Annotated in this window: 23 protein-coding genes; 10 read left to right on the top strand and 13 right to left on the bottom strand. The window is 61.9% G+C overall.

Annotation, left to right across the window (positions count from 1 at the left end):
• Nucleotides 1–38 precede the first annotated feature (38 nt).
• The 3 genes from FRT59_RS01925 to fecA all read left to right on the top strand — a co-directional run bounded on the left by FRT59_RS01925 (nt 39) and on the right by fecA (nt 3,892).
• Nucleotides 39–527, top strand: a complete 489-nt coding sequence (locus FRT59_RS01925; RefSeq protein WP_034118263.1) for a sigma-70 family RNA polymerase sigma factor — start codon at nt 39–41, stop codon at nt 525–527.
• Complete coding sequence (locus FRT59_RS01920; RefSeq protein WP_153870265.1) at nt 524–1,465, top strand: FecR domain-containing protein; 942 nt, start codon at nt 524–526, stop codon at nt 1,463–1,465. The genes FRT59_RS01925 and FRT59_RS01920 overlap by 4 nt, the downstream gene beginning before the upstream one ends.
• A gap of 90 nt (nt 1,466–1,555) precedes the next feature.
• Entirely contained in the window at nt 1,556–3,892 is a 2,337-nt protein-coding gene (gene fecA, locus FRT59_RS01915) for a TonB-dependent Fe(3+) dicitrate receptor FecA (RefSeq protein WP_153870264.1), read from the top strand.
• A 135-nt stretch (nt 3,893–4,027) separates the two neighbouring features.
• Here fecA and FRT59_RS01910 read toward each other — a convergent pair whose 3' ends face one another.
• A complete protein-coding gene (locus FRT59_RS01910) occupies nt 4,028–4,903 on the bottom strand; it encodes a LysR family transcriptional regulator (protein ID WP_153870263.1) in 876 nt (291 codons plus the stop codon).
• Between the two features lie 106 nt (nt 4,904–5,009).
• Here FRT59_RS01910 and FRT59_RS01905 point away from each other — a divergent pair, with 106 nt between their 5' ends.
• Nucleotides 5,010–6,521 (top strand): MFS transporter, encoded by a 1,512-nt coding sequence (locus FRT59_RS01905; RefSeq protein ID WP_153870262.1) that lies wholly within the window; start codon nt 5,010–5,012, stop codon nt 6,519–6,521.
• A 54-nt stretch (nt 6,522–6,575) separates the two neighbouring features.
• On the opposite strand, the gene FRT59_RS01900 is transcribed toward FRT59_RS01905, so the two are convergent.
• On the bottom strand, nt 6,576–6,986 hold the full coding sequence (locus tag FRT59_RS01900) for an HPF/RaiA family ribosome-associated protein (RefSeq protein ID WP_034118258.1): 411 nt from the start codon (nt 6,984–6,986) through the stop codon (nt 6,576–6,578).
• A 213-nt stretch (nt 6,987–7,199) separates the two neighbouring features.
• The gene (locus tag FRT59_RS01895) at nt 7,200–8,147 is read right to left on the bottom strand and encodes a LysR substrate-binding domain-containing protein (protein WP_153870261.1); all 948 of its coding nucleotides are present in this window, start codon (nt 8,145–8,147) and stop codon (nt 7,200–7,202) included.
• Nucleotides 8,148–8,284: 137 nt separating this feature from the next.
• On the opposite strand from FRT59_RS01895, the gene FRT59_RS01890 reads away from it, so the two are divergent.
• The 3 genes from FRT59_RS01890 (at nt 8,285) to FRT59_RS01880 (ending at nt 11,628) form a co-directional block, all read left to right on the top strand.
• Nucleotides 8,285–9,661, top strand: a complete 1,377-nt coding sequence (locus tag FRT59_RS01890; protein WP_153838826.1) for an L-serine ammonia-lyase — start codon at nt 8,285–8,287, stop codon at nt 9,659–9,661.
• A 62-nt stretch (nt 9,662–9,723) separates the two neighbouring features.
• Nucleotides 9,724–11,010, top strand: a complete 1,287-nt coding sequence (locus tag FRT59_RS01885; protein WP_153838827.1) for a serine/threonine transporter — start codon at nt 9,724–9,726, stop codon at nt 11,008–11,010.
• 300 nt (nt 11,011–11,310) lie between these two features.
• Nucleotides 11,311–11,628, top strand: a complete 318-nt coding sequence (locus FRT59_RS01880) for a DUF3509 domain-containing protein (protein WP_153870260.1) — start codon at nt 11,311–11,313, stop codon at nt 11,626–11,628.
• Here FRT59_RS01880 and FRT59_RS01875 read toward each other — a convergent pair.
• The gene (locus FRT59_RS01875) at nt 11,625–12,113 is read right to left on the bottom strand and encodes a phosphate-starvation-inducible protein PsiE (protein ID WP_056845459.1); all 489 of its coding nucleotides are present in this window, start codon (nt 12,111–12,113) and stop codon (nt 11,625–11,627) included. The two genes, FRT59_RS01880 and FRT59_RS01875, sit on opposite strands and share 4 nt — an antisense overlap.
• 288 nt (nt 12,114–12,401) lie before the next feature.
• On the opposite strand from FRT59_RS01875, the gene FRT59_RS01870 reads away from it, so the two are divergent.
• Entirely contained in the window at nt 12,402–12,662 is a 261-nt protein-coding gene (locus tag FRT59_RS01870) for a YebG family protein (RefSeq protein WP_153870259.1), read from the top strand.
• A 55-nt stretch (nt 12,663–12,717) separates the two neighbouring features.
• Here the strand turns inward: FRT59_RS01870 and FRT59_RS01865 are convergent, their stop codons facing one another.
• On the bottom strand, nt 12,718–13,737 hold the full coding sequence (locus tag FRT59_RS01865) for a Glu/Leu/Phe/Val dehydrogenase family protein (protein ID WP_034118252.1): 1,020 nt from the start codon (nt 13,735–13,737) through the stop codon (nt 12,718–12,720).
• Nucleotides 13,738–13,924: 187 nt separating this feature from the next.
• On the opposite strand from FRT59_RS01865, the gene FRT59_RS01860 reads away from it, so the two are divergent.
• A complete protein-coding gene (locus FRT59_RS01860; protein ID WP_153870258.1) occupies nt 13,925–14,728 on the top strand; it encodes a SirB1 family protein in 804 nt (267 codons plus the stop codon).
• Here the strand turns inward: FRT59_RS01860 and FRT59_RS01855 are convergent.
• The 4 genes from FRT59_RS01855 to hmgA form a co-directional block, all read right to left on the bottom strand.
• Nucleotides 14,725–16,092, bottom strand: a complete 1,368-nt coding sequence (locus tag FRT59_RS01855; protein ID WP_153870257.1) for an MFS transporter — start codon at nt 16,090–16,092, stop codon at nt 14,725–14,727. The genes FRT59_RS01860 and FRT59_RS01855 overlap by 4 nt on opposite strands.
• A gap of 95 nt (nt 16,093–16,187) precedes the next feature.
• Nucleotides 16,188–16,823: a maleylacetoacetate isomerase gene (maiA, locus tag FRT59_RS01850; RefSeq protein WP_153870256.1), complete on the bottom strand. Its 636-nt coding sequence runs from the start codon at nt 16,821–16,823 to the stop codon at nt 16,188–16,190.
• Nucleotides 16,824–16,835: 12 nt separating this feature from the next.
• The gene (gene fahA / locus FRT59_RS01845) at nt 16,836–18,122 is read right to left on the bottom strand and encodes a fumarylacetoacetase (RefSeq protein ID WP_153870255.1); all 1,287 of its coding nucleotides are present in this window, start codon (nt 18,120–18,122) and stop codon (nt 16,836–16,838) included.
• 3 nt (nt 18,123–18,125) lie between these two features.
• Nucleotides 18,126–19,409, bottom strand: a complete 1,284-nt coding sequence (hmgA, locus tag FRT59_RS01840; RefSeq protein ID WP_153870254.1) for a homogentisate 1,2-dioxygenase — start codon at nt 19,407–19,409, stop codon at nt 18,126–18,128.
• A 120-nt stretch (nt 19,410–19,529) separates the two neighbouring features.
• Here hmgA and FRT59_RS01835 point away from each other — a divergent pair, with 120 nt between their 5' ends.
• Nucleotides 19,530–20,309, top strand: a complete 780-nt coding sequence (locus FRT59_RS01835; RefSeq protein ID WP_153870253.1) for an IclR family transcriptional regulator — start codon at nt 19,530–19,532, stop codon at nt 20,307–20,309.
• A 1-nt stretch (nt 20,310) separates the two neighbouring features.
• Here the strand turns inward: FRT59_RS01835 and dacB are convergent, their stop codons facing one another.
• The 4 genes from dacB to FRT59_RS01815 form a co-directional block, all read right to left on the bottom strand.
• Nucleotides 20,311–21,768: a D-alanyl-D-alanine carboxypeptidase/D-alanyl-D-alanine endopeptidase gene (gene dacB / locus FRT59_RS01830; protein ID WP_153870252.1), complete on the bottom strand. Its 1,458-nt coding sequence runs from the start codon at nt 21,766–21,768 to the stop codon at nt 20,311–20,313.
• A gap of 77 nt (nt 21,769–21,845) precedes the next feature.
• Nucleotides 21,846–24,260 (bottom strand): TonB-dependent siderophore receptor, encoded by a 2,415-nt coding sequence (locus FRT59_RS01825; RefSeq protein WP_153870251.1) that lies wholly within the window; start codon nt 24,258–24,260, stop codon nt 21,846–21,848.
• A gap of 109 nt (nt 24,261–24,369) precedes the next feature.
• Nucleotides 24,370–24,642 carry a GIY-YIG nuclease family protein gene (locus FRT59_RS01820; RefSeq protein ID WP_034118243.1) on the bottom strand — a complete coding sequence of 91 codons (273 nt, stop codon included), beginning with the start codon at nt 24,640–24,642 and terminating at the stop codon, nt 24,370–24,372.
• Between the two features lie 37 nt (nt 24,643–24,679).
• Complete coding sequence (locus FRT59_RS01815; protein WP_153870250.1) at nt 24,680–25,150, bottom strand: nuclear transport factor 2 family protein; 471 nt, start codon at nt 25,148–25,150, stop codon at nt 24,680–24,682.
• Between the last annotated feature and the right edge of the window lie 41 nt (nt 25,151–25,191).

Below are 25,191 nucleotides of genomic sequence, written 5' to 3'. Positions count from 1 at the left end.
GTTCTCTAAAGCATGCCGATGCTTATGGAGTGATCGCGTTGCAGCCGTCCAACACTGTCGAAGTTCTGTACAACGACCATCACCACTGGCTCACCGGCTGGTTGCGACGCAAGCTCGGCTGCCCGGAAAACGCCGCCGACCTGGCGCAGGACACCTTTATCCGGGTGCTCAGCGCGCGGGAAACCCCGACGCTGATCGAGCCCCGCGCCTTCCTCACCACCGTGGCCAAGCGCGTGCTGTTCAACTTCTATCGCCGCCAGGACCTGGAGCGCGCCTACCTCGATGCCTTGGCGCAAATGCCCGAACATGTGGCACCGTCGGAAGAAGACCGCGCAATCATCCTGCAAACCCTGCTGGAGCTGGACCAACTGCTCGACGGCTTGCCCACACTGGTTAAACGCGCGTTCCTGCTGGCACAACTCGATGGCCTGACCTACGCGCAGATCAGCGCGGAACTGGGTATCTCCATCGCCACGGTCAAACGCCACCTGACTAAAGCGGCCATGCGCTGCTATTTCGCCCTATGAACGTCTCCAGCCAAGTCGCCGAGCAGGCCGTGCACTGGCTGCTGGAAATGCAGCAAGGCACGCTCAACCCACGCCGACAAGCAGCCTGGCAACAATGGCTGGACGCCCACAGCGAACACCAGCGCGCCTGGGAGCAGATCCAACGGGTCAACCAACGCCTGCGCGGCATGCCCTCGCCGCTGGCCCATGCGGCGTTGAATGCACCGACCTCCAACAGCCGACGCCAGGCGCTGAAGCTGCTGTTGATCCTCGGTGCCGGTACGGCGGCGGCCTGGAGCCTGCGCCAGCAACATATCTTGCCGCCGTTGAGCGCCGACTATCGCAGCCCGGTGGGCCAGCGTCGCACCGTACAACTGGCCGATGGCAGCCAGCTGAAACTCAACACGGGCAGCGCGGTGGATGTGCATTTCGACGGCCAGCAACGGTTGATCCGCCTGCTCGAAGGCGAAATTCTGCTGACCACCCGTGCAGGTAATACGCCCTTGCGCGTGCTGACCGGCCAGGGCCTGATCAGCAGCCAGGCAGCGCGCCTGAATGTGCGCCAGTTCAACGACCACACCCAACTGGCGGTGCTGGCCGGCCAGGTCGAGGTGATGCCCAACAGCTACAGTGGCCTGCCGCTGAGCGTCGAGGCCGCACGCCAGGTCAATTTCACCCGCAAAGGCTGGGACACCCCACGCCCAACCGACGCCAACAGCGGCGCCTGGGCCGACGGCATGCTGGTGGCCGCGCATATGCGCCTGGAAGACTTCCTCAGCGAATTGGGGCGTTATCGCCGCGGCCAGCTCAACTGCGACCCGCAAGTGGCGAACCTGCTGCTGTCCGGCAGCTACCCGCTGGATGACAGCGAACGCATCCTCGACCTGCTGGAGGTCAGCCTGCCGGTGAAAGTGCGGCGCTTTACGCGCTATTGGGTGACCGTGCAGGCGCGTGCCTGAATTTATTTTTTCTGTGTGTGAGCCGTTTTCCGTACCTCGCGTGACAGAGAAGGAAAGCCACCTTGATCCTTCCTTCTCAGGACCGCCTTCATGCCCCAGCAACCGACGCTTCTTGCCCGCACCTTGCGCCAACTCCTACTGGGCGCCAGCCTCAGCCTGACCGTGCTGCCCCCTGCGATGGCGGCTGACGCCAAGGCTTACCACATCGCGCCGACTACCCTGGAAGCGGCCCTGAATCAATTTGGTCGCGAAGCCGGTGTGCTGGTGTCCTTCGGTTCTGAAGTGACCGCCGGTCTGCAAAGCCGTGGGTTGTCGGGCAATTACAGCGCTGCCGACGGGCTGCAGAAACTGCTGGAAGGCACCGGCCTGCAAGCCCGAGCCGAGGGCGACAATGCCTTCAGCCTGCAACCGGCTGGTGCTCCCACCACTCTGGAATTGCAGACCTCCAACGTGGTCGGCGACTGGCTCGGTGACGCGGCGCAAACCAATGTGTTCGAACACCCCGGCGCCCGTGACGTCATCCGCCGTGAGGAGTTTGAGCGCCAGGGCGCCACCCAGGCCCGCGACGTGCTCAACCGCATCCCCGGCGTCAACGCCCCGGAAAACAACGGCACCGGCAGCCACGACATGGCGCTGAACTTCGGCATTCGCGGGCTCAACCCACGCCTGGCGTCGCGCTCCACGGTGTTGATGGATGGCATTCCGGTGCCCTTCGCGCCCTACGGCCAGCCGCAGTTGTCGTTTGCGCCGATCAGCATGGGCAATATGGACGCGGTGGACGTGGTACGCGGCGGCGGCGCGGTGCGTTACGGCCCGCAAAACGTCGGCGGCATCGTCAACTTCGTCACCCGCGCCATCCCGGATACGCCCACGGTCAAGGGCGGCTTGCAGACCGAGACCAGCCCGTCTTCCAGCCACGACGGTTTCAAGACCACCGGCAACCTGCTGGCCGGCGGCACTGGCGACAATGGCCTGGGCGGCGCGATCCTGTACTCCGGCACCCGCGGCGGCGACTGGCGCGAAAACAGCAACACGCGCATCGACGACCTGATCCTCAAGGGCAAATACCAGCTGGACGACGCCAATAGCTTCAACGCCATGGCGCAGTACTACGAAGGCCAAGCCGATATGCCCGGCGGTTTGAACGTCAAGGACTACAAGGCCGACCCGTACCAGTCCACCCGGCCCTACGATAAATTCTGGGGCCGCCGTACGATGTTCAACGTCGGCTATCGCTACGAGCAGGACCGCCGCGAATTCACGGTCAACAGTTTCTTTACCAAAACCCTGCGCAGCGGCTACCTGGACCAGGGCAGCTTCCTGTCGCTATCGCCCCGCGAATATTGGGTACGCGGCCTGGAAACCCGCTTCGCCCAGGGCTTCGACCTCGGCCCGACCAGCCATGAAGTGGGCGTCGGCTACCGCTACATCAATGAAGCCGGCCACGAATTGCGCTACCGCACGCCGATTGCCGCCAACCAGCAAATCCCGACCACCAACAGCCGCAACGACCGCGACACGCGCGGCGGCACCGAAGCCAACGCGTTCTTCATCGACGACCGCATTGATATCGGCAAGTGGACCATCACCCCGGGCATCCGCTACGAGATGATCGAGTCCCAGCAGACCAACAACCTGAGCAACGTCAAATACAAGGGCGACTACAACACCGCACTGCCCGCACTGAACGTGCTCTACCACCTCACCGACGACTGGAACCTCTACGCCAACACCGAAGGCTCGTTCGGCAGCGTGCAGTACAGCCAGATGCCCAACCGCGTGAACAGCGGCGAAGTGAAGCCGGAAAAAGCCCGCACCTGGGAGCTCGGCACACGCTATGACAACGGCACCCTGCGTGCGGAGATCGGCGCGTTCCTGATCAACTTCGACAACCAGTACGACAGCAACCAGACCAACGACACGGTGATTGCCCGTGGTGAAACGCGCCACCAGGGCATCGAGTCGAGCATCAACTATGCCCTCGACGGCCTGAGCCCGGCGCTGGCCGGTTTCGATGTGTACGCCACCTACGCCTATGTCGACGCGACCATCCGCGAAGACGGCTCGAACAAAGGCAACCGTGTGCCCTTCTCGTCCAAGCACAAAGGCACCCTCGGCGTGGGTTACACCGAAGGCCCATGGAAGCTCAACCTGGACAGCAGCTACCAGAGCAGCCAGTTTGCCGACAACGCCAACACCCAGGCCGAGAGCGCCGACGGTGCCAATGGGCGGATCCCCGGCTACATGCTGTTCAGCAGCCGTGCGGCGTATGACTTTGGCCCGCAATTGTCGGACTTGAATGTGGCGGTGGGGGTGAAGAACATCTTCAACAAGCAGTACTACACCCGCTCGTTCGACGACAACAACAAGGGCAAGTATGTGGGTGAGCCGCGCACGTTGTATGTGCAGACGTCTATCGCGTTCTGATTGAAATCTGCAGAACAACACAGGACCAACTGTGGGAGGGGGCTTGCTCCCGATGGCGGTGTGTCAGTCGGTAAATTTGCCACTGATACACCGCCGTCGGGAGCAAGCCCCCTCCCACATTGGTCCCCAGTGGCTTCAGCTACCCGCCAGGCAACTGGGCGTGGTGGCCACCAGCGCATCGATGGCACAACGCGTCTTGGCCGGCATATGCGCCGCCGTCGGCCAGATGACATGGATCGGCGCCGGCTGCTCGCGATAGCTGGGTAATACCGCCTGCAGTTGCCCCCGCAACGCATAGTGGGCAATCAGCCAACTCGGCAACCAGGCCAGGCCCACGCCCGCGATGGCGGCGTCCGCTACCGCTTGGAGGTCATCCAACACCAAGGGCGAGGCCAGGCGCGAGCGATGCGCGGTGGTATTGCTGCGGTACGCAATGCCGCGATGAGCGGCCAAGTCTTCGATACTTTCAATGCTCCCCCTGCGCTGCACATACGCCGGTGACGCCGCCAACCCCATGACCTGCTGCCCCAGGCGGCGTGCACTCAGGCGGTCGGTATCCGGCAACGGGCCGATCCGCACGGCCATATCGAAGCCATCCTGCGCCAGATCGATCATGCGGTCGGAGAAGCAAATCTCGATTTCCAGCTCAGGGTAACGATCCATCAAGCCCCACAACGCCGGGGCCGCATAGTGGTGACCAAAGGCCAACGGCACGCTGGCTCGCAGCCGTCCACGTGGCTGCTGCCGGCCACTTTCCAGCACCGATTCGGCGGCTTCCAGTTCGGCCAGCGCGCGCAAGCAATGCTCGTAGTACGCCTGCCCATCCTCGGTCAACCGTTGACGCCGCGTAGAGCGCTGCAACAAGCAAGTACCAAGCCGCGCCTCCAGGCGCGCCAAGCCTTTACCGACAGCAGAGCGCGTGAGGTTCAGTCGCTCGGCAGCTTCAGTCAGGTTGCCGCTCTCGACGATTTGCAAAAACAGTTCGACGCCATCAAAACGCGGGGTAGCCATGAGTCAATTGTCGCCTTCGATTCCCTTATCAGCGGAAAACTTATCACGAATAAAGAACCAGCTTCCCGAGAGAATAGTGTTCTCACCTATTTGAAAGGAACCTGCCATGCCACCCGCCGCCGCTGTATCGGCCCTCAGCCCGCCGCGCACCACCAGAAATGGCCTGGCCCTCACCGCCGTCTGCCTCGTGGCCCTGATGTTCGGCCTGGAAATCTCCAGCGTGCCGGTCATCCTGCCGACGCTCGAGCAACAACTGGGCACCGGCTTCCAGGACGCCCAATGGATCATGAATGCCTACACCCTGGCGTGTACCAGCGTGTTGATGGCAGCGGGTACATTGGCGGATCGCTTCGGCAGGCGGCGCATGCTGGTGTTGTGCCTGTGGCTGTTCGGGCTGGCATCGTTGGCCTGTGGGTTGGCCGACAGCGCTTCCACGCTAATCGTGGCGCGGTTTGTCCAGGGTATCGGCGCCGGGGCGATGATGATTTGCCAATTCGCCATCTTGTCCCATCAGTTCCGCGAACCGGCGGCGCGAGCGCGGGCGTTTGCGATATGGGGCGTGATCGCCGGCGTGGGCCTGGGGTTCGGGCCGATGGTGGGCGCATTGATCCTGGCCGTGGCGGACTGGCGTTGGGTGTTCCTGGCGCATGTGCCGCTGACCCTGTTCACCTTGGCGCTACTGCATGTCAGCGTGCAGGAATCTCGTGACCCGGCCAGCCATCGCCTCGACATCGCCGGTATGCTGACCTTGACGCTGGCGGTGTTCGCACTGGTCTATTTCATCACCCAGGGCAGCGACAACGGCTTTGGCACCCCGGCGATGCTGGGATGGGCCGGCCTGTCAGTGGTGGCGCTGCTGCTGTTTATCCTAATTGAGCGCCGCAGCGCCCAGCCGATGTTCGACTTCTCGGTGTTCCGTATCCAGCGCTTCAACGGTGCATTGATGGGCTCGATCGGCATGAACTTCAGCTTCTGGCCGTTCATGATCTACCTGCCGTTGTATTTCCAGGCGGGCCTGGGCTACGACACCCTGACCACCGGCGGCGCCCTGCTCGCCTACACCTTGCCCACTTTGCTGGTGCCACCGCTGGCCGAGCGCCTGGCCCTGCGCTACGGCGCCGAGCGCATCATCCCCGTGGGGCTGGGGGCGATGGGCGCGGGGTTCCTGGCCATGGCCGTCGTCAATACCGCCGCACAGCCCGGCACTGCACTGGTGCTGCTCAGTTGCGTGATCGCCGGCACTGGGCTGGCGCTGACCAACTCGCCCACTACCAACACCACCACCGGCGCCGTTTCCGCCGACCGTGCGGGCATGGCCTCGGGTATCGACTTCAGCGCACGGCTGATCACCCTGGCACTCAACATCGCGTTGATGGGCTTGGTGCTGTTGCTGGGTATCAGCCATCACCTGGCCAATGTGCTGCCTGACAGCACAGCATTGGAGTGGGCAACCCTTAGTCAACATATTGCCGCAGGAAAGTTGAACGCGCCGGGGCTGACTGCCCCCGATGCACAGGCGGCACTGCGCAGCGGCGCCGGTTGGGCCATGCTGTTCGCGGGTTTGGGAGCGTGCGGGTTGGCAGTACTGAGCCGGTATTTCTTCAGGCTCCGTAGCTGAACGAAAACGGGCCTGCATGTGCAGGCCCGTTTTCAGTGGGGTGTTAAAAAACGGTCAGCCGTTAATTACAGCGTTTTCGTTTTCCAGGAATTCCTCTTCGAGTGCGTCCTCATTCACTTTGTTGATTGGCTGGTTTTTCGCGGCAGCGCGGGGCTTGCCTTGCAGTTTGCCAAACAGGTGTTCCAACGCATGGTCCAGTTTGGTGGCGGCGCCATCGATCGCTTGTTCCAGCGTATCGGCTTTATGGCACACGGAAACTGGTTGATGGCCCTTTGGCCGGGCTTCCAGGCGGCAACTCAAATCATGGGGACCGGGCTTGTCGCCGTTCTCATCCCGCAGGTAGACCTCCACGCGGGTCAGGTCTTCTTCGTAACGTTCGAGCGTGCTCTCAATGGTAGTACGTACCCACTCCTCCAGTCGGATGCTGCTTTCAATATGGTTATCGCTATTGACTTGGATTTGCATAGTTCTTCCCTTATTTCAGCTAGCTCGCCAGAGGTCACAAACTGCAACACCGGGGTGGTGAAACCATGACCTCCTGATTACACAATTGAGCACCCGCTGAAACAATTCAACCCCTTTGCAAAGATAAATCCCACATTACAAATTAACCCTGACGCCGGACAAAAACGCTGTTAGGGTGGGGAGTTGGTTACATCTTCTTACGCCCAACCAACCTCACAATTGCCCCTCTCCCAAGGGGTGCAATCCGCGAAAAACCCCTGCTTCTTCCACCAGCCAATCATGCACCGCACGCACGCCCGGATGGTTCAACGCACCCGGCGCATACAGCAGCACGTAGCGTTTATGGTTGGGTACGGCCAGGCCGAACGGTACGATCAAGGTGCCGCGCTCCAATTCATCATTGAGCAAGGTGCGCCGCGCAATGGCCACGCCCATGCCGGCGATGGCGGCTTCGATGGTCAGGTGGTTGCGGTTGAAGGTATGCCCGCGCCGCACGTCCGCGCCGTGGTAGCCAATGGCATTCAGGTAGAACTCCCACTCGGCATATTCATAACTCCCACGCCAGGCAGTGATGTCGTGCAATAGCGGAAAATGCGCAAGGTCAGCCGGGCCATGCAGCGGCGGCCGGCCACGCAACAGGCTGGGCGCGCACACCGGGAATATCTGCTCGTCCAACAGGGCTGTGGATAACAGGCCGGGGTAGCTGCCGTCGTTCAGGTCAATGGCCAGGTCAAAATCACCTTCGTGCAGGGCGATGCTGCTGTCTTCGGCCACCATGCGTAGCTGGATGTCTGGAAAACGCTGCTGCAAGCGTGGCAGGCGCGGGGTCAGCCACTTGCCGAGAAACGACGGGATCGAACGCAGGCGCAAAGTGCCGCTGATCATCCCCGCGTCCAGGCGCTGCAACTCCGCATCAATGCTGCCATACGCCTCCCCCACTACCGCCGACAGGCGCTGCCCCTCGGCGCTCAGCTCTACGCCCCGCGCCCGCCGATGAAACAGCCGAAACCCCAGGCGCTCCTCCAACTGGCGAATCTGCTGGCTCACCGCCCCCGGCGTGATGTGCAGTTCTTCGGCGCAACGGGTGAACGACAAATGCCGTGCCGCGCAGGAAAACACATGCAACCAGACATAAGTCTGGCCGTGAAGGGGGCGAGTCATAGCGTTTAGTCCTGCTAAAGGGTGTCTTAGGATAATTCGTTGGTCAGTGCCGATCCAGAGGCTCAGTATCGCGCCAATTGCGCTCGTCCTACAAAACATGGCAGCGATTTCTACTCCATTGCTTGTAAGGGTTTAGCATGGCTATCAGTGTTTTTGATCTATTCAAGGTGGGCATTGGTCCCTCCAGTTCCCATACCGTCGGCCCGATGCGCGCTGCGGCAACCTTTGCCCAGGCCCTGACCGACCAGCATTTACTCAGTCAAACCCGCCGCGTCGAAGTGCGCCTGTACGGCTCGTTGTCCGCCACCGGCATCGGCCATGCCACCGACCGCGCCTGTGTCATGGGCTTGATGGGCGAATGGCCGGACCGGGTCGACCCCACCTCGATCAATGCGCGTATCCAGCAATTACGCGAGTCCGGCCAATTGCTGCTCGCGGGCTCCCAGGAAATTGCCTTCAACTGGCGCACCGACCTCCTGCTACTGGACGAAAGCCTGCCCTACCACCCCAACGCCATGTCCCTGCACGCCTATGGCGACAAAGGCCTGCTGAGCGAACAAACCTATTACTCGGTGGGCGGTGGCTTCATCATCGAAGCCGCCGAAGCGGCCTCGGGCATTGCGCCGAGCAGCGATGTGGAACTGCCTTACGACTTTTCCAGTGCCGTGGAACTGCTGGCCTTGTGCAACAAGCACGGCCTGCGAGTTTCCGAACTGATGATGGCCAACGAACGTGCGTGGCGCAGCGACGAAGAAATCCGCAGCGGCCTGCTGCATATCTGGTCGGTGATGCGCGAATGCGTGGAACAGGGCCTGCGCGACGAAGGCATCCTGCCCGGTGGCCTGGACGTGCCAAGGCGCGCAGCCAAGTTGCACCGCAGCCTGTTGGAAATCGGCAAACCCAACGTCATCACCTCGACCTTATCTGCGATGGAATGGGTCAACCTGTTCGCCCTCGCCGTCAACGAAGAAAACGCCGCCGGCGGGCGCATGGTCACCGCGCCGACCAATGGTGCGGCCGGGATCATCCCGGCAGTGCTGCATTACTACATGAAGTTCAACCCTGACGCGTCCGATGACGACGTGGTCAATTTCTTCCTGGCCGCCGCCGCCGTCGGCATCCTCTGCAAGAAAAACGCCTCGATCTCCGGCGCCGAAGTCGGCTGCCAGGGCGAAGTCGGCTCGGCTTGCGCCATGGCCGCCGCCGGCTTGGCCGATATCCTCGGCGCCACCCCGGAGCAACTGGAAAACGCTGCCGAAATCGGCCTGGAACACAACCTCGGCCTGACCTGCGACCCGGTCGGCGGTCTGGTGCAAGTGCCGTGCATCGAGCGCAACGCCATCGCTGCAGTCAAGGCGATCAACGCCACGCAAATGGCCCTGCGCGGTGACGGCAAGCACTTCATCTCCCTCGACCGGGTCATCCGCACCATGCGTGATACCGGCGCCGATATGCATGACAAATACAAAGAAACTTCACGGGGCGGCCTGGCGGTCAGCTGGGTGGAGTGCTGATCGGAGCACTGCTACCCGCCCCATACGTGAGCCCGCGCAAAAATAATAACGAGGCAATACCGATGACTGATGTACGTACACCTGCTGCCGACAATCCTGTTTCAGAAGCAACGGTGACCACCGGCTGGACCAAACACGACACCACCTGGATGCTCGGCCTCTACGGCACCGCCATTGGCGCCGGCACCCTGTTCCTGCCGATCAACGCCGGCGTCGGCGGCTTCTGGCCGCTGATCGTGCTGGCGCTGTTGGCTTTCCCGATGACCTTCTTCGCCCACCGTGGGCTGACGCGTTTTGTGTTGTCGGGCAAATCCGGCGACATAACCGACGTGGTCGAGGAACATTTCGGTGTCGGCGCCGGCAAGCTGATTACCCTGCTGTACTTCTTTGCGATCTTCCCGATTCTGCTGGTGTACAGCGTGGCGCTGACCAACACCCTGGGCAGCTTCATGGAACACCAACTGCACATGACCCCGCCGCCCCGGGCGCTGCTGTCCCTGGTGCTGATCCTCGGCCTGATGGCCATTGTGCGCTGCGGCCAGGGCGTGATCGTCAAGGCCATGAGCGTCTTGGTGTACCCCTTCGTCGCCGCGCTGTTGCTGCTGGCTGTCAGCCTGATTCCCAACTGGAATGGCGCGTTCTTCGCCTCCGCCAGCGAAGGCATGCCGCTGCCGCTGTTCTTCAAGACTCTGTGGCTGGCGATCCCGGTGATGGTGTTCTCGTTCAACCATTCGCCGATCATCTCCGCCTTCGCCGTCGACCAGAAACGCGTGTACGGCGCCCAGGCCGAGCGTAAAAGCAGCGGCATCCTCGCCACCGCCCACGGCATGATGGTGTTGACGGTGATGTTCTTCTGCTTCAGCTGTGTACTGGCCCTGTCGCCGGCTGACCTGGCGGCCGCCAAGGCGCAGAACATCTCGATCCTGTCATACCTGGCCAACCACTTCCAAACCCCAGTGATCGCCTATGCCGCGCCGTTGATCGCGCTGGTGGCGATTACCAAATCCTTCCTGGGCCACTACATCGGCGCCAGCGAAGGCTTCCAGGGGCTGATCGTCAAATCCCTGCGCGGGCGCAATCGCTCGATGTCGGCAAAATGGCTGGAGCGTTGCACCGCACTGTTCATGGTGCTGACCTGCTGGGCAGTGGCGACTTTCAACCCGAGCATCCTGGGCATGATTGAAACCATGGGCGGGCCGATCATCGCGTGCCTGCTGTTCCTGATGCCGATGTACGCGATTCGCCGCGTGCCATCTTTGCGCCAGTATTCGGGCCAGCTGTCGAATGTGTTTGTGGTGGTGATCGGGCTGATTGCGCTGTCTGCGATCGTTTTTTCCGTGATGCCCTGAAACAGGTCACTTCCCTCAATAACAACACAGGTCAAATGTGGGAGGGGGCTTGCTCCCGATAGCGGTGTATCAGCCAATAAATGCTCGGCTGAAGGACCTATATCGGGAGCAAGCCCCCTCCCACATTGGGATACCGGTGCCTTGAAAGTCGCTGTACGGCACGCCCTTTGCTGTACAACTGATGAGGAAAACGGACCTTGTGAAAGCCTCAGCGACGGAGTGGCCGATGGTCAGGCGATGCGAACTAATCCCGATACCGGCCGTCAATGACTGCATGTTCTTATCAGGCGGTAACGCACCATGGACAATCCTTTTCAGATTATCACCGACACCTTCACCCCCCAATACCGCGTCAACCTGAGCATCCAGCGGCTGGACGGCAGCATCATGCTCACCCTCTCGGACGAGACCGGCGTGGTGGCCAAGCGCATGATCAGCGCCGAACAGCGCAACGACCCGCAGCGGCTGCAACGCCTGGTGCAGAGCATCCAGTTTGGTATCGCCATCGAGCAGGGCCACAGCGCGGTTGAAATCCTCGAGCTGATGACGGACGGCGACAGCCACAAGCTCCTGCAGCGACCGCCCGCCCGTGCCCTGCCCTTCAGCGTTGGGCTTTAAAGCTCGCCCTTCTCGGTCTCCAGGCTCGCCTCGCCCTTGCGACGCGGGCCTTCGACCTTCACCGAAGGGAACGCCGACGACGCATAGCGCACCACCAGAATGGCAAATGCCAACAGCAGAATCCCGCCGCACAGGTAGATGATGCCGATATCCGGCGGGTTGTGGTGGGACACGTTGGAAATCAGCAGGCGTGTCAGCGCGGTGATCGCCACGTAGATCAGGAAGCGCACCGGCATGTGGTTGGTCTTGAAGTAAATCCCGACCATCGCCCCCAATTCCAGATAAATGAACAGCAGCAATATGTCATCGATCTTGATGTGCCCGTTCTCCAGCATCCCCAAGAATTCCATCACCGCCGCCCAGGCAGTCACCGCACCAATGGCAAACAACGCCAGGTAGTGGAACGACTCGACAAACAGATTGCCCAGCGACTCGGCCAGCCCGTGAACTTGCTGACGCAGCCTTTCGGCCCAGTTGATTTTCAAGATGATGCTTCCTTAGGTCGGCTCGACCGGATAATGCGGGTTGGACGTGACGGTTGTTCTGCATGCAGAAAAAAGGCCAGCACAGGCATGAGATGATGGCTCGGTGGCATGAGGCACAGATTAATCAAGGCGCTCACCATTGTGAGCATTTGCGGTGTAGCAAACCCCCATTTCCCAACTACATTAAAAACCTACTATCCAAACCCCGGCGTTTGGCTTATCCTTTTCGCTGTATATAAATACAGTAGTCGCAAAAGACAACTATCGTGAAGGCATGTGAGGTGGTGAATGGCCGTCGAAGTGGTATACCGCAGCAGCCGAGATCTGGAGCGTTTGTTCATGGATAAAGCCGAAGCTGACCGTCATGACAAGATGCTTGAACTCGCTGAGTTGCTGGCAGAGGTGTTGCAAAAAGCCGTGCCGTCGTTGAGCGAGCAGCAGGTGGAGGAAGCCGGGATCTACATGGCGAAGAACCGCGATGTATTTGCCAAGGCGTTCAAGAGCCAGCCGGACGTGTTGTCCGAGTTGCTGAACCCGGCAGCAGAGTAAAGCCCGAATTGAACAGGCCCTGAATCATGGATTCAGGGCCTTTTTAATGCCTGGCCTATTTGTACAGCAGGCGTTCGGCTAACTCATCGGCCACCCGTGCGGGCGAGCGTTTTTCGGCTTGGGCGTGGGCGAAGATTTCGGTCAGGCGCGTGCCGATGTTCGACAAGTGCGCGGTGATGCCGGGCAGGTCCGTACCGGCGTGTTTGAGGGCGACGTAGATCAGGCCGCCGGAGTTGATCACGTAGTCTGGAGCGTAGAGGATGCCGCGGCTTTCCAACTGGTCGGCGATGTCCAGGTTGGTCAGTTGTGCGCTGGCGGCACCTGCCACGGCGGCGCAGCGCAGTTGGCCGACGCTGTTGCGGTTGAATACGGCGCCGACGCCGCAGGGCGCAAGAATATCGCAGGGTGTGCTGAGCAAGGCGTCATTGGCAATCGGGTGGGCGCCCAGTTGCTCCATGGCCAGTTGCACCTTGCCGTGGTCGATATCACTGACTAGCAGCTCGGCACCCGCGGCGTGCAGTTGCTCGGCCAGGGCATAACCGACATTGCCCAGGCCCTGCACCGCTACGCGCAGGCCCTCGAGATTGTCACTGCCCAGGCGCGCCATGGCAGAGGTGCGGATGCCCGCGAAGACGCCCATGGCGGCATGGGGCGCGGGGTCGCCAGCGGCGGTGGTGCTGGTGACGAAGCGGGTGTGCTGGGCAATGCAATCCATGTCGGCAACCGAGGTGCCGCTATCGATCGAGGTGATGAAACGGCCGTCGAGTTTTTCGATACAACGACCAAACGCTTCGAACAGCGCTGCACGGCTCTCCACGTGCACCGGGCGGATGATGACCGCCGTGCCGCCGCCCACCGGCAACCCGGCGAGTGCGGCCTTGTAGCTCATGCCTTGTGCAAGGCGCGCGGCATCGGCTACGGCGCTTTCATCGTCGGGGTAGGCAAGGTAGCGACAGCCGCCCAAGGCAGGGCCCAGGCGACTGTTGTGGATGGCGATGATCGCTTTCAGCCCGGTCACCGGGTCGACGCTCAGGTGCAGCGATTCAAGGCGGGTGCTGTGCATGAGCGCAAACATCATTGAGCTCCCGAATCACTTTTGGTAGTGGGCCAAGTATAGGCTTGCGGCAGGAAACTGCTGGATTGCGCTGGAATAAGCCGTGCAGTTTCGAAGGGTCTACGACATAAGGACGTGGGATATCTCTCAATATGCTGGACGAAAATTCACAGCAAGGCTAAAACAGGGGCATCCGCCGGAGAACGCAATGAATCCCCGCACCGCCTTTTTCGCCTGCCTGGACCGTTCACCCCCTGCGCTGTTTGAAGCCGCGCTGTGGATTGCCGCCGAGCACGACGCCAGCGTGCAGCCGTTGCAGATCCTGCAGGATCTGAGCCTGCTGCAACAGCAGGTCAGCCAGGGTATGCCTTTGTTGCCGTCAGATGAACTCGGCCAGCCGCTGCTGCGGCGCATGAATGACCTGGGGTTTGCCCAGGATGACCACACCCCGCTGCGCCCCGCCGCCGCCTTGCTGGACAAAGTGCTGCAACGCAAACGCGGGCAACCGTTGGCCATGGGCCTGATCGCACTGGAAATGGCGCGGCGCCTGGAGATCCCCATGGTCGGTGTGAACTTCCCGGGCCACTTCCTGCTACGGGTGCCCGGTGCCGATCACCTGCTGGACCCGTGTGGCGGCCGGCGCCTGTACCCCAACGACTGCCGCGACCTGCTGCATCGCCAATACGGGCCGAAACTCAAGTTACAAGCCGATCACCTGCACACCGCCGATCCACGGGCGATCTTGCAACGGCTGTCGCGCAACCTGCGCCAACTGCACCTTTCCAACGACGAACCGCTGGCGGCCCTGATAGATGCCGAGCGCGTGCTGGAACTGGGCAACGCCAGCGCCGCGGACTACCTGGCACGGGCCAGCCTGTATCAGCGCCTGGACTGCCCGAGCGCCGAGCGCTTTGACCTGGAACATGCCCTGCTGCTCAGCGAAGACCCGATCCAGCGCCTGCGCCTGACCGAGCGGCTGGGGCACCTGCCGCCCAATTCAGTAGTTCACTAGGCCTGCGGCGCCTTGAGAATATCGCCGTGCAGCGGCCCCTGCGGCGTATTGGCCCCCGGTGAGCGCACCTGGATGATCAACAGCGCCGCCACCACCGCCGGAATCGCGCAGAAGAAGAAAATCTGCTGCACCGGTATATGCATCGCCAGCAACAGGCTGCCAAACAACGGCCCCAGGATTGACCCGAACCGCCCTACCCCCAACGCCCAGCCCGTGCCGGTGGCGCGCACGTGCGCCGGGTAGAAATTGCTGGCAAACGCATTAAGGGTCAGTTGCCCGCCGATGATGCAGAACCCGGCGGCAAACACGCAGGCGACCAAGTAGCGTGGATTGTCGTGGTTCAAGCCCAACAGGAGGGTGCACAGCGCAGCTGCGGCCAATACGGCGGACAGCAGCCGCACCTTGCTTTTCAGACGGTCGGCGAACCAGGCCATGAGGATCGCGCCCAAGGTGCCGGCGAACAGGAACATGGAAGTGACCAGATTGGCTTCATTCAGCGCCAGGCCGCTTTCGAGCAACAGCGAAGGCAACCAGCTGATCATGAAATACAGCAGGATCAGGCTGACAAAAAAGGTCGCCCAGATCAGCAACGTCGGGCGTGCGTAGCCATTACGAAACAGCTCCACCACCGTCAGTTTGCTGCCCTGCTCCTGGCGGTTTTCGGCGTCGCTCGCGGGCGGTGGTTGCCAGTCAGGCAGCATGCGCGCCGTGACGTTGCGCAAGCGCAGATACGGCGGCGCATCCCGCAACAGACGTGGCAGGGATTCGGGCAACAGCCATACCAGGAACGGGAACAGCAGCAACGGCGTCACACCACCGGCCAGGAACACGGCCTGCCAGCCAAAACCGTCGATAAACCCGGCAGCTACAAACCCGCCCGCCGCACCGCCGAATGAGAAGCCACATGCGGCCAAAGTCACCATCAGCGTGCGCATGCGTGGCGGCGAATACTCCGACATCAACGCCATGGCGCTGGGCATCGCGCCGCCCATGCCGATGCCGCAGATAAACCGCGCAGCCATCAAGGTGGTCAGGGAATTGGCAAACACCATCAGCACCGTGAGGCTGGCGTAGATCAGTACACACGCCAGCAGGATACGCCGCACGCCATACCGGTCCGCCAGTGGCGTCACCAGCAGCGAGCCCAGGGTCAGGCCCAGCAGGTTGGCACTGAAGACAGGGCCGAACGCAGCTTTTTCCAGACCCCAATCCTGGGCCAGTGCCGGCACCACATAGCCCAGCACCTGGGCGTCATAGCCATCGGTGACCAGCAGCAGTGCCAACAACAGAAGGATCAACCATTGGTAGCGCGACACCGGGCGGGCGTCGAGTGCCGCACGAAAGCTGGCAATCTGATTGTGCATCGCAAGGTACCTTTATTTTTTTTGGATGACGCTGGTCAAAAAAATGTGGGAGGGGCTTGCCCCCTCCCACATTGGTTTTGTGCCCGTTTTGAGAGCTATGGGGTGTCAGGTTGGTTGGTGGGATGAGCCTGCACAAACGCCGGATGCTGCGCCGCCAACGCCGCCACTCGGCCGATACGCGGGTAGGCCGCCAACGGCACCTTGAAGCGCTCGGCCGCATACAGCTGTGGAATCAGAAACGCGTCCGCCATGCCCGGCTGCGCGCCAAAGCAGAAACCCTTATCTCCAATCAACTGCTCCACCGCGCCCAGGCCCTGGCTGACCCAGTGACTGATCCACTCGAGCAATTGCGCCTCGTCATGCCCCCACTGGCGCAACAGGTTTTGAGTGCTGGAGTTGTGCAACGGGTGGATATCGCAGGCAATGATCGAGGCAACCGCCCGCTCATGGGCACGGGTAGACAGCTCTTTGGAGAGCAGCGGCACCTGTGGATAACGTTCCTCCAGGTACTCGATGATCGCCTGTGACTGAATCAGCAACGCCCCCTCATCGGTACGCAAGGCCGGCACGCGCCCTTGCGGGTTGATCGCCAGGTATTCCGGCTGGCGGTTGGCACCGCCTGCCGGCACCAGCAGGTTGATCGGCAGCGCGGTGAAATCCAGGCCCTTGAGTGCCAGGGCAATACGTACCCGATACGACGCGGTAGAACGGTAATAGGTATAGAGTTCCATCGCCCTGCCCTCTTAACGCGCCGCGACCACGGTACCGCGGCATTCGCCGAAACCGATGGAGGCAAAACCTTCACGGTTGCAACGGGCACGCAGGATGATTTCGTCGCCGTCCTCCAGGAATTTACGCACCTCGCCGCTGGGCAATTCAATCGGCTTCTTACCGCCTTCGGTAATCTCCAACAGGCTGCCGAACTGCCCCGGCTTTGGACCGGACAAGGTGCCCGAACCGAACAGGTCACCGGCCTGCAACTGGCAACCGTTGACGCTGTGGTGTGCAACCATTTGTGCCACGGTCCAGTACATGTGCTCGGTGTTGCTCAAAGTCAGGCGATGGGCGGGCAGGTTCTGCTCACGCATCGAAGCCGTGGTAAGCAGCACTTGCAGTTCAATATCAAAGGCACCCGCGTTCTGATCACGCTTATCCAGCAGATACGGCAGCGGTTGCGGATCACCCTCGGGGCGCGCCGGCTGGGCTTTGCGAAATGGCTCCAGCGCCTCGGCAGTCACTACCCATGGCGAAATACTGGTGATAAAGCTTTTCGACAGGAACGGCCCCAGCGGCTGGTATTCCCAGGCCTGGATATCCCGCGCCGACCAGTCATTGAGCAGGCAGAAACCGGCGATATGCTCGGCCGCATCGCCAATGGCAATCGCGTCGCCCATGGCATTGCCCTGGCCGATCCAGATGCCCAGCTCCAATTCATAGTCCAGGCGCGCGCAGGGGCCAAAGGTCGGCTCGGTCTGGCCGGCCGGCAGGGTCTGGCCTTTAGGACGACGCACATCCGTGCCCGATGGGCGAATGGTCGACGCGCGGCCGTGGTAACCAATCGGCACGTACTTGTAGTTCGGCAACAGTGGATTATCCGGGCGGAACAATTTGCCGACGTTCTGCGCGTGCTCGATGCCGACGTAAAAGTCGGTGTAGTCATTGATCCTGGCTGGCAAGTGCATCTGGCAATCGGCGGCACGGTGCAGCACCTGCGCCTCACGGGTTTGCAGCTTGCTGCCTTCGGCCAGCAGTTCCAGCAGGCGCTCGCGCAACGCCACGCGAGGGCCGCGACCGAGTTCGAAAAACGCGTTCAGTTGGCCACCCGCCGTGGCTTCGACGGCGCGTCGGGCTTCACCGTCAAACTCGTCCAGCGCGGCATGCAGGTCGAGGATCGCGTCGCCAATCGCCACGCCACTGCGCGGTGCCGAGCCGTTGATGCTGAACACGCCCAGCGGCAGGTTTTGCAGAGGGAAATCCGCGTGGCCGTTGGCTGAGGCCACCCAGCTACGGGTAAGCGTTGGTTGCGTCATGGGTTATCTCCGGTTCGGGTTGAAGGTGGCGGGCAGCGCGGCCCAGCACGCGTCATAAGCGGGTTGCAGTTGCAGGCATTCCAGGGCGAACTGGGTCGGGCGCAGCACTTGGCTGGTCTCGAACATGAAGGCCATGGTGTTGTCGATCTTGTGCGGCGCCAGGTCCACGTTGATAGCCTTGGTGCAGGTCTCGCCGTCCGGGCCGTGGGCGCTCATGCAGCTGTGCAGCGACGCGCCGCCGGGCAGGAAGCCTTCGGCCTTGGCATCGTAGGCGCCCTGGATCAGGCCCATGTATTCGTTCATCAGGTTGCGGTGGAACCACGGCGGACGGAAGGTGTTCTCGGCCACCATCCAACGCGGCGGGAAGATCACGAAATCGAGGTTGGCCAGGCCATGCACGCTGGTGGGTGAGGTCAATACGGTGAAGATCGACGGGTCCGGGTGATCGAAACTCACGGTGCCGAGGGTGTTGAAGCGGCGCAGGTCGTATTTGTACGGCACGTTATTGCCGTGCCAGGCGACCACGTTGAGCGGCGAATGGTCCAGCTCGCAGGCCCACAGCTCACCGAGGAATTTCTGCACCAGCGTGGTCGGTTGCTTGAGGTCTTCGTAGCGGGCCACTGGCGTCAGGAAGTCGCGGGGGTTGGCCAAACCATTGCTGCCGATAGGGCCCAGGTCGGGCAGGCGCATCGGGGCGCCGTGGTTTTCCGCGACGTAACCGCGTGCTTGGGCGTCCAGCAGTTCGATACGGAATTTGAGCCCACGGGGCAGTACCACAATTTCAAGTGGCTCGACGTCGAGCACACCCAATTCGGTGGCGACGCGCAGACGGCCCTGCTCAGGGACGATCAGCAGTTCGCCATCGGCATTAAAGAACACGCGCTCCATGGAGCGATTGGTGCGGTAGTTGTAGATGCTGATGCCCGAGGGTTTTTCCGATCCCGCGTTGGCGACCATGCCGACCAGGCCGTCGATAAAGTCCGTCGGCTCGCTCGGAATATCCAGCGGGTTCCAACGCAGGCGATTGGGGGTCACCGCGCCCAGCGGGCCACCAGCCAATTGACGTTCCAGCTTGACGAATGCCGGGTGATTGGCCGACGGCTGGATGCGGTACAGCCAGGTGCGCCGCGCTTCGCTGCGCGCTACGGTGAAGGCGGTGCCGGAAAACAGTTCGGTGTAGAGCCCGTAGGGGGCTTTTTGCGGCGAGTTCTGCCCGACCGGCAGCGCGCCGGGCAAGGCTTCGCTGGCGAATTCATTGCCAAAGCCCGATTGGTATTCGAGGTCCATGGATCTTCCTCTGTACAGAAGTTGTTTTTATCGTAATCCAGTTACGCATAACGTAATTTGATCACTATCGAGCGTCAAGCTATAAAGACGCCCATTCATCTCTCGGATTCTCGCCCTTCCATGGAAAAGCCCCGCGACACCGGTAAACAGAAAGTCCGCTCGGCGGAAGTCGGCACCGATATCCTCAAGGCCCTGGCCGAACTGTCCCCGGCCACCTCGTTGTCACGCCTGGCCGAACACGTGCAGATGCCGGCGAGCAAGGTCCATCGCTATTTGCAGGCGTTGATCGCCTCGGGTTTTGCCGAACAGAACAGCGCTACCAACCATTACGGTCTGGGCCGCGAAGCGTTGCGCGTGGGCCTGGCGGCATTGGGCAGCATGGATGTGTTGAAAGTCGGCGCCATGCCCCTGGCCGAGCTGCGCGATGAGTTGAATGAAACCTGCTTTCTGGCGGTGTGGGGCAACCAGGGCGCGACAGTGGTGCAGATCGAGCCGGCGGTGCGTGCGGTGACGGTGGTCACACAGCTGGGCTCCGTGTTGCCGCTGCTGAGTTCGTCTACCGGGCTGGTGTTCAGCGCCTACCTGCCATCGCGGGAAACCGTGGAATTGCGCGAGCGCGAGGTTCAAGCCGGCACCGCCCACTCGCTGGCCGACGATCAGGCCTACGCCACCGTGTGCGAACAGATCCGCAGCCGTGGCCTGCACTTCGTGCATGGTTTGCTGATGCCTGGCGTGGATGCGTTGTCGGCGCCAGTGTTCAATGCGGTGGGGCAAGTGGCGGCGGTGATGACCGTAGTCGGCCCTACCTCACTGTTCCACGCCGATGAAGATGGCCCGGCGGCGCAGCATTTGCTGGCGGCGACCCGGGCCGTGAGTTGGCGCATGGGCTATCAGCCCTGAATCAATCGTCGCTGCGTGACAGCGCCACTGCCACGCGATTCTCCAGCGCCTTGACCTGCGCGCCGGCCACCACATAGTTGTTGGTCAGCATCGAGAACGCCAACTTGCGCCCGTGGGCGTCGGTGATGTAACCGCTCAATGACGATACGCCGCCCATGGAGCCGGTCTTGGCATGCAGGTTGTTTTCGGCCGAGGTGCCACGCAGGCGATAACCCAGGCTGCCGCCGGTCATGCGGTCAGCGTTGCCGGCAATCGGTAGCGCGTTGTACCAGGCGTTGAACCACGGTTGTTTGCTCGCGGCCAGCAGCAGGTCGGTCAGGGTTTGCGACGACACCAGGTTACGCCGCGACAGGCCGGAGCCGTCGACCTGGTTGAGGGCGTTTGTGTCCAGCCCCTGACGCTTGAGGAACCCGGCCACCGCCACTGCACCCGCCGCTGCGGTGCCGTTGTTGGCGGTCTGGCGGCCCATGGCCTTGAGCAAGGCTTCGGACATGTTGTTGTTCGAGAGTTTGAGCAGCGGCACGATCAGTTCCTGCAACGGTGCCGATTGGTGCTCGGCGAGCACCGTTACCGCAGCCGGGCTCGCCCCGCCCATCACCCGACGCCCCAGCACCGTAATGCCCTGTTGCGCCAAGGCCTGTTCGAACAGATTGGCCACCAGCTGCGTCGGCTCCCAGACGCTGACCAGTTGCTGGCTCTGCCGGCCCGGTGCCACCGCGCCGCTGAGCTGTAGCAGGTTAGTGCCATGGCGACGGTTGATGCCATAGCTGTTGCCCGGGCCACTCACGGCGCGATTGCTCAGTTGCAGGTAATCGGTGGGCGGGTAGATCTCGACACCTACCGGCGAGCCGGCCCGCAACGGTGCCTTGGCCGTGACCAGCACGCTGCCCGCATCAAAATCCGTATTGGGTGACACGGTCAGCGCGGAAATCTGCGCGCCGTAGTAGGTGGTTTCATCATCATGGGACCAATCGACGCCCAGCCGCTCGGCATCAAACCACGTGTCGTCGAACACCAGGTCGCCCTGCACCTGGCGCACGCCCTGGCTGGCCAACTGCGCGGCGAGGGCCTGGTAGTCGGCGAACTGGATGGTCGGGTCGCCGAGGCCACGCAGGTACAGGTTGCCGGTCAAACGGTCACCCTGGCGTATGCCATTGCTCAGCAGTTGTGTGGCGAAACGGTACTGCGGCCCCAGCACATCCATCGCCGCCGCCGTGGTCAGCAGCTTGAGGTTGGAAGCGGGCACCAACCGGGTGTGTGGGTTGTGCTGGTAGAGAGTGGCGCCACTGCGGGCATCACGCACCGTCAACGACACCGTGGCGCCGTGCAGCGCCGGGTCGGTTAGCAGTTTATCCAGGGTGGCAGGCGTGGAAGTCTGCGAAACGCTGGCGCAGCCGCCCAGCAAAAAGCTCAAGCCAACCAGCAGGGTGCTGGTGTGTATCCATCGACCCAAGTGCATCAGTACCGTTTTCCTGCAAAGTCTTCAGTGGCGGCAACGCTACCAGCTCAATGCGTCGCCGGCCACTGTGGTCGATCTTAGAAGGTCAAGGTGCTGGACACCGACACCTGCCGCGCATCCCCAATAGACACAAACTGCGTATTCACCGACGAGGTGTAGTAGGTGCGGTCGAACAGGTTCTTCACGTTGAGCTGGAACTTGACCTTCTGCCCCTCGAGCTTGGTGTCATAGCTGGCGAAGACATCGGCCACGGTATAGCTCGGCAGTTCGAAGCTGTTGGCCGCGTCCCCTGCCCGCTCGCCCACATAGCGAGCACCGGCACCGACCCGCAGTTGATCACCGCCCAGGATGCTGCCGAAGTCATACACGGCCGACAGCGAGCCGGTATTTTTCGCCACGTTTTGCAGGCGGTTGCCTTTGAGCGTCGGGTCTTCGGTGACCTCGGCATCGGTGTAGGCATAGCTGCCGATCAGGCTCCAGTTGTCGCTCAACTGGCCGCTGGCATCCAGCTCCAGGCCACGGGAGCGCACCTTGCCCGCCATGCTGTAGGTCGAAGTCAAACCGTCGCCGACCTTCACCAGCACATTGCGCTTATCGATAGTGAACAACGCCGCGCTCGCGGTGATGCGCCCCGGCATATCGAACTTGGTGCCCAGCTCCCAGGCCTTGGACTCTTCCGGTTCCAGGCTGCCATCCAACACGGTTTTATTCGCCAGTGGCGCGATGGTGGAGTTGGGTTTGAACGACTCGGTGTAGCTGCCGTAAAACGACAATTGGTCGGTGTAGCGATACACCAGACCGGCACGCGGTACCCACTTCTGGCCGTTGCCATCGGTGTTGGCAGTGAAGGGCACACCTTTGCCGGCGTATTGGTCGTACATCTGATAGCGCGCACCGCCGACCAGAATCCACTGGTCGTTCAGGTGAATCGCGTCCTGGAAGAACAGTGAATCGCTGCGCAGCAAGTCGGTCTGGTTGCTGTCCGGTGCGCTGACGGTGGTGCCTGCGACTTCATTGCCGTACACCGGATTGTTGTAGTCAAACGTGCCCCGCGGTGCCTGGCGGATCAGGTCGGCACGGTAGATTTTGCGGTACTCATCATCCAGGCCGAACACCAGGTCATGCTGCATACCGGCCACATTAACCTTGCCTTCGAGGCTGGCGGTGGCGAAGCGGTCGGTGGTCAGTGCGCCTTGGGTGCCGTCCATGCTGCGGGTCAGGGTTCCGTTGGTATTGACCTTGACCACTCGCACCTGGCTGGCGTCGTAGGTCTCGCGGTTCCAGCTGTAGCCGAAGTGGGCTTTCCAGTCGTCGTTCAGGTCGTGATCGACGGTCAGGCGATACAAATCGGAGCGGCCTTCCATATTATTGAACGGCTCATCCAGGCGACGGGTGGCGGGGATGTTCAACGGGTGGTTGGTCTTGGGGTCGATGGCCGTGCCGCGGTCGAACGGCGAGAGAAACTCGCGGTGCTCATAGGCGAAAACCACCTGGGTGGTATCGCCATACCAGGCCAGGGATGGCGCCACCAGCGTCTCGCGATGGGTGCCGTAGTTGCGCCAGTAATCTTCATCTTCGTGATCGACGATCAGCCGGTAAGCGAAGCCGCTGTCACCGATAGGGCCAGTGGTGTCGAGATTGCCACCGCTGCCGTTCTTGCCGCTACCAAAGGTCGAGCCACGGGCGGTCAGGGAGGTGGACTGCACCAGCTCGGGCTTTTTGCTGACGATATTGACCACGCCGCCCGGGTCCTGGATGCCATATAACAGCGACGACGGGCCCTTGAGCACTTCAACGCGTTCGGCAGTAGCGTTCATGGCTCGGCCCTGCACCACCGGCATGCCGTCCTTCATGATCGAGCCGTTACGGTTGTCGCCGAAACCGCGCAGCATCACCGCATCCTGGGTGCTGCCGAGGGTATTGGACTGGGTGATACCGCTGATATTGCCCAGGGCGTCATCCAGGTTGCGCGGCTGTTGGTCGCGCAATACCTGGGCCGGCACCACGTTGACGGTTTGCGGGGTTTCCAGCAGCAGGCCACGGGAACGCATCACCGAACTGGTGGGCGGCGGCTGGTAGCTGGTGCTGTCCTGCGTCGGGTTGGCGGCGCTGATGGTGGTGGCGCCGAGGTTGACCGCACCATCGGTAGGCACCGGCTCCAGGGCCAGGGTGCGGGTGTCGATCTGGCGGAAGGTGAAGCCGGTGTTGGTCAGCAGGCGCTGCAGCGCCTGGGTCGCGCTCATCTGCCCACTGACGGCCGGGGCATTCAGGCCATAGGGGGCTTCATCGGTGTAGATCACGCTGATGCCGGTGACCCGGCTGAAATCGCTCAGGGCCTGAGGCAGCGGTTTGGCTGCCAGGGCAAAGTTGAACTGGGCGCTTTGCTGCGCTTGCGCCTGCGCCACGGCCAGGGGCAGCAACGCCAGCCCCGACACCGCCAATACCGAGGCTCCCAGCCACTGTTTTACCCAACCGCCCGCCGTTGACTTCATGCTGTGAGAACCCGTGTAGAAAACGCTGTTAATGCGAATAGATCGCAGTTTCATGCACTACACGGATGGGCCGGTGAATTACCTCACCTGAATCAGCAAATAATTTCGATCATTGATTGCCACTCGCCGCCAGACACTCCTTGGCGCTCTTCTTCAGCTTCTTGATCAACCGCTCCTGGCGCAACGCCTCACCCTTGCTCGCACATTGCTCGGTGTACACCAACGCCACCGCCGGACTGGATAAAAAGAAGCGCGCGCCCTTGCCGCTTTGGTGGGAGGCAAAGCGGCGCACCGGGTCATTGCTGATGCCGCAATACAGCGAGCCATTGGCGGCACGCACCAGGTAGACGAACCAGGGTTTGGGTTCAACAGGATCAGTCACAGGGCGATTTCGGCAAACCAGAGGAGCGCCAATCTTATCAACGACCGGCCTGGAATGCCTTCAAGCCTTTAAGCGCCTGAGCGCGCACGGCGTTTTTCAGCGCCGGCGACCAGCCCAACAGCAGCCCTTTCAAACCCAGGGCCTGGCGCGACCATCGCCACAGGTCGAAGTGGTCGTGGTGCTCGCAGATCTTGCCGTCGCGAAACACAAAGCGCGCGCCGATATCGTTGACCACGGTATTGCCGGTAGCGCTGAACAGGTACGTCGCCACCCAATGCGCGCTGCCGGTGGTTTCGTCGCTGCGAACATGGTCGAAGGTCAGGGAAAAATCCTTGGCGCGGGTGGTGAGCATGCGCCACATATCGCCAACATCGCGCCCGCGCAGCACACCGAATGCCGGATCGCTGAACACCACGTCATCGGTATAGCAGGCGGCCATGGCGTCGGCGTCCAGGCGTTGGAAGGCACGGTAGAACTCGGTGATCAGGGCGTTGTGGGCATCACTCATGGGCAGGGTCCGCACGATGGTCAGGGTGCTGAACGATAGTC

The sequence above is a fragment of the Pseudomonas haemolytica genome, from assembly GCF_009659625.1.
Taxonomy (GTDB): Bacteria; Pseudomonadota; Gammaproteobacteria; order Pseudomonadales; family Pseudomonadaceae; genus Aquipseudomonas; species Aquipseudomonas haemolytica.
The sequence above is the reverse complement of the archived record's forward strand: the minus strand, read 5'-3'. Positions and strand labels throughout refer to the sequence as shown.

Coding starts and splice junctions, on each gene's coding strand:
- FRT59_RS01815 (WP_153870250.1), bottom strand. CDS start 25,150: ATGAGTGATGCCCACAACGCCCTGATCACCGAGTTCTACCGTGCCTTC.
- FRT59_RS01895 (WP_153870261.1), bottom strand. CDS start 8,147: ATGACTCGCCCCCTTCACGGCCAGACTTATGTCTGGTTGCATGTGTTT.
- FRT59_RS01835 (WP_153870253.1), top strand. CDS start 19,530: ATGGAAAAGCCCCGCGACACCGGTAAACAGAAAGTCCGCTCGGCGGAA.
- FRT59_RS01825 (WP_153870251.1), bottom strand. CDS start 24,260: ATGAAGTCAACGGCGGGCGGTTGGGTAAAACAGTGGCTGGGAGCCTCG.
- FRT59_RS01905 (WP_153870262.1), top strand. CDS start 5,010: ATGCCACCCGCCGCCGCTGTATCGGCCCTCAGCCCGCCGCGCACCACC.
- FRT59_RS01910 (WP_153870263.1), bottom strand. CDS start 4,903: ATGGCTACCCCGCGTTTTGATGGCGTCGAACTGTTTTTGCAAATCGTC.
- FRT59_RS01920 (WP_153870265.1), top strand. CDS start 524: ATGAACGTCTCCAGCCAAGTCGCCGAGCAGGCCGTGCACTGGCTGCTG.
- FRT59_RS01870 (WP_153870259.1), top strand. CDS start 12,402: ATGGCCGTCGAAGTGGTATACCGCAGCAGCCGAGATCTGGAGCGTTTG.
- FRT59_RS01865 (WP_034118252.1), bottom strand. CDS start 13,737: ATGTTTGCGCTCATGCACAGCACCCGCCTTGAATCGCTGCACCTGAGC.
- dacB (WP_153870252.1), bottom strand. CDS start 21,768: ATGCACTTGGGTCGATGGATACACACCAGCACCCTGCTGGTTGGCTTG.
- FRT59_RS01860 (WP_153870258.1), top strand. CDS start 13,925: ATGAATCCCCGCACCGCCTTTTTCGCCTGCCTGGACCGTTCACCCCCT.
- maiA (WP_153870256.1), bottom strand. CDS start 16,823: ATGGAACTCTATACCTATTACCGTTCTACCGCGTCGTATCGGGTACGT.
- hmgA (WP_153870254.1), bottom strand. CDS start 19,409: ATGGACCTCGAATACCAATCGGGCTTTGGCAATGAATTCGCCAGCGAA.
- fecA (WP_153870264.1), top strand. CDS start 1,556: ATGCCCCAGCAACCGACGCTTCTTGCCCGCACCTTGCGCCAACTCCTA.
- FRT59_RS01855 (WP_153870257.1), bottom strand. CDS start 16,092: ATGCACAATCAGATTGCCAGCTTTCGTGCGGCACTCGACGCCCGCCCG.
- FRT59_RS01885 (WP_153838827.1), top strand. CDS start 9,724: ATGACTGATGTACGTACACCTGCTGCCGACAATCCTGTTTCAGAAGCA.
- FRT59_RS01880 (WP_153870260.1), top strand. CDS start 11,311: ATGGACAATCCTTTTCAGATTATCACCGACACCTTCACCCCCCAATAC.
- fahA (WP_153870255.1), bottom strand. CDS start 18,122: ATGACGCAACCAACGCTTACCCGTAGCTGGGTGGCCTCAGCCAACGGC.
- FRT59_RS01900 (WP_034118258.1), bottom strand. CDS start 6,986: ATGCAAATCCAAGTCAATAGCGATAACCATATTGAAAGCAGCATCCGA.
- FRT59_RS01890 (WP_153838826.1), top strand. CDS start 8,285: ATGGCTATCAGTGTTTTTGATCTATTCAAGGTGGGCATTGGTCCCTCC.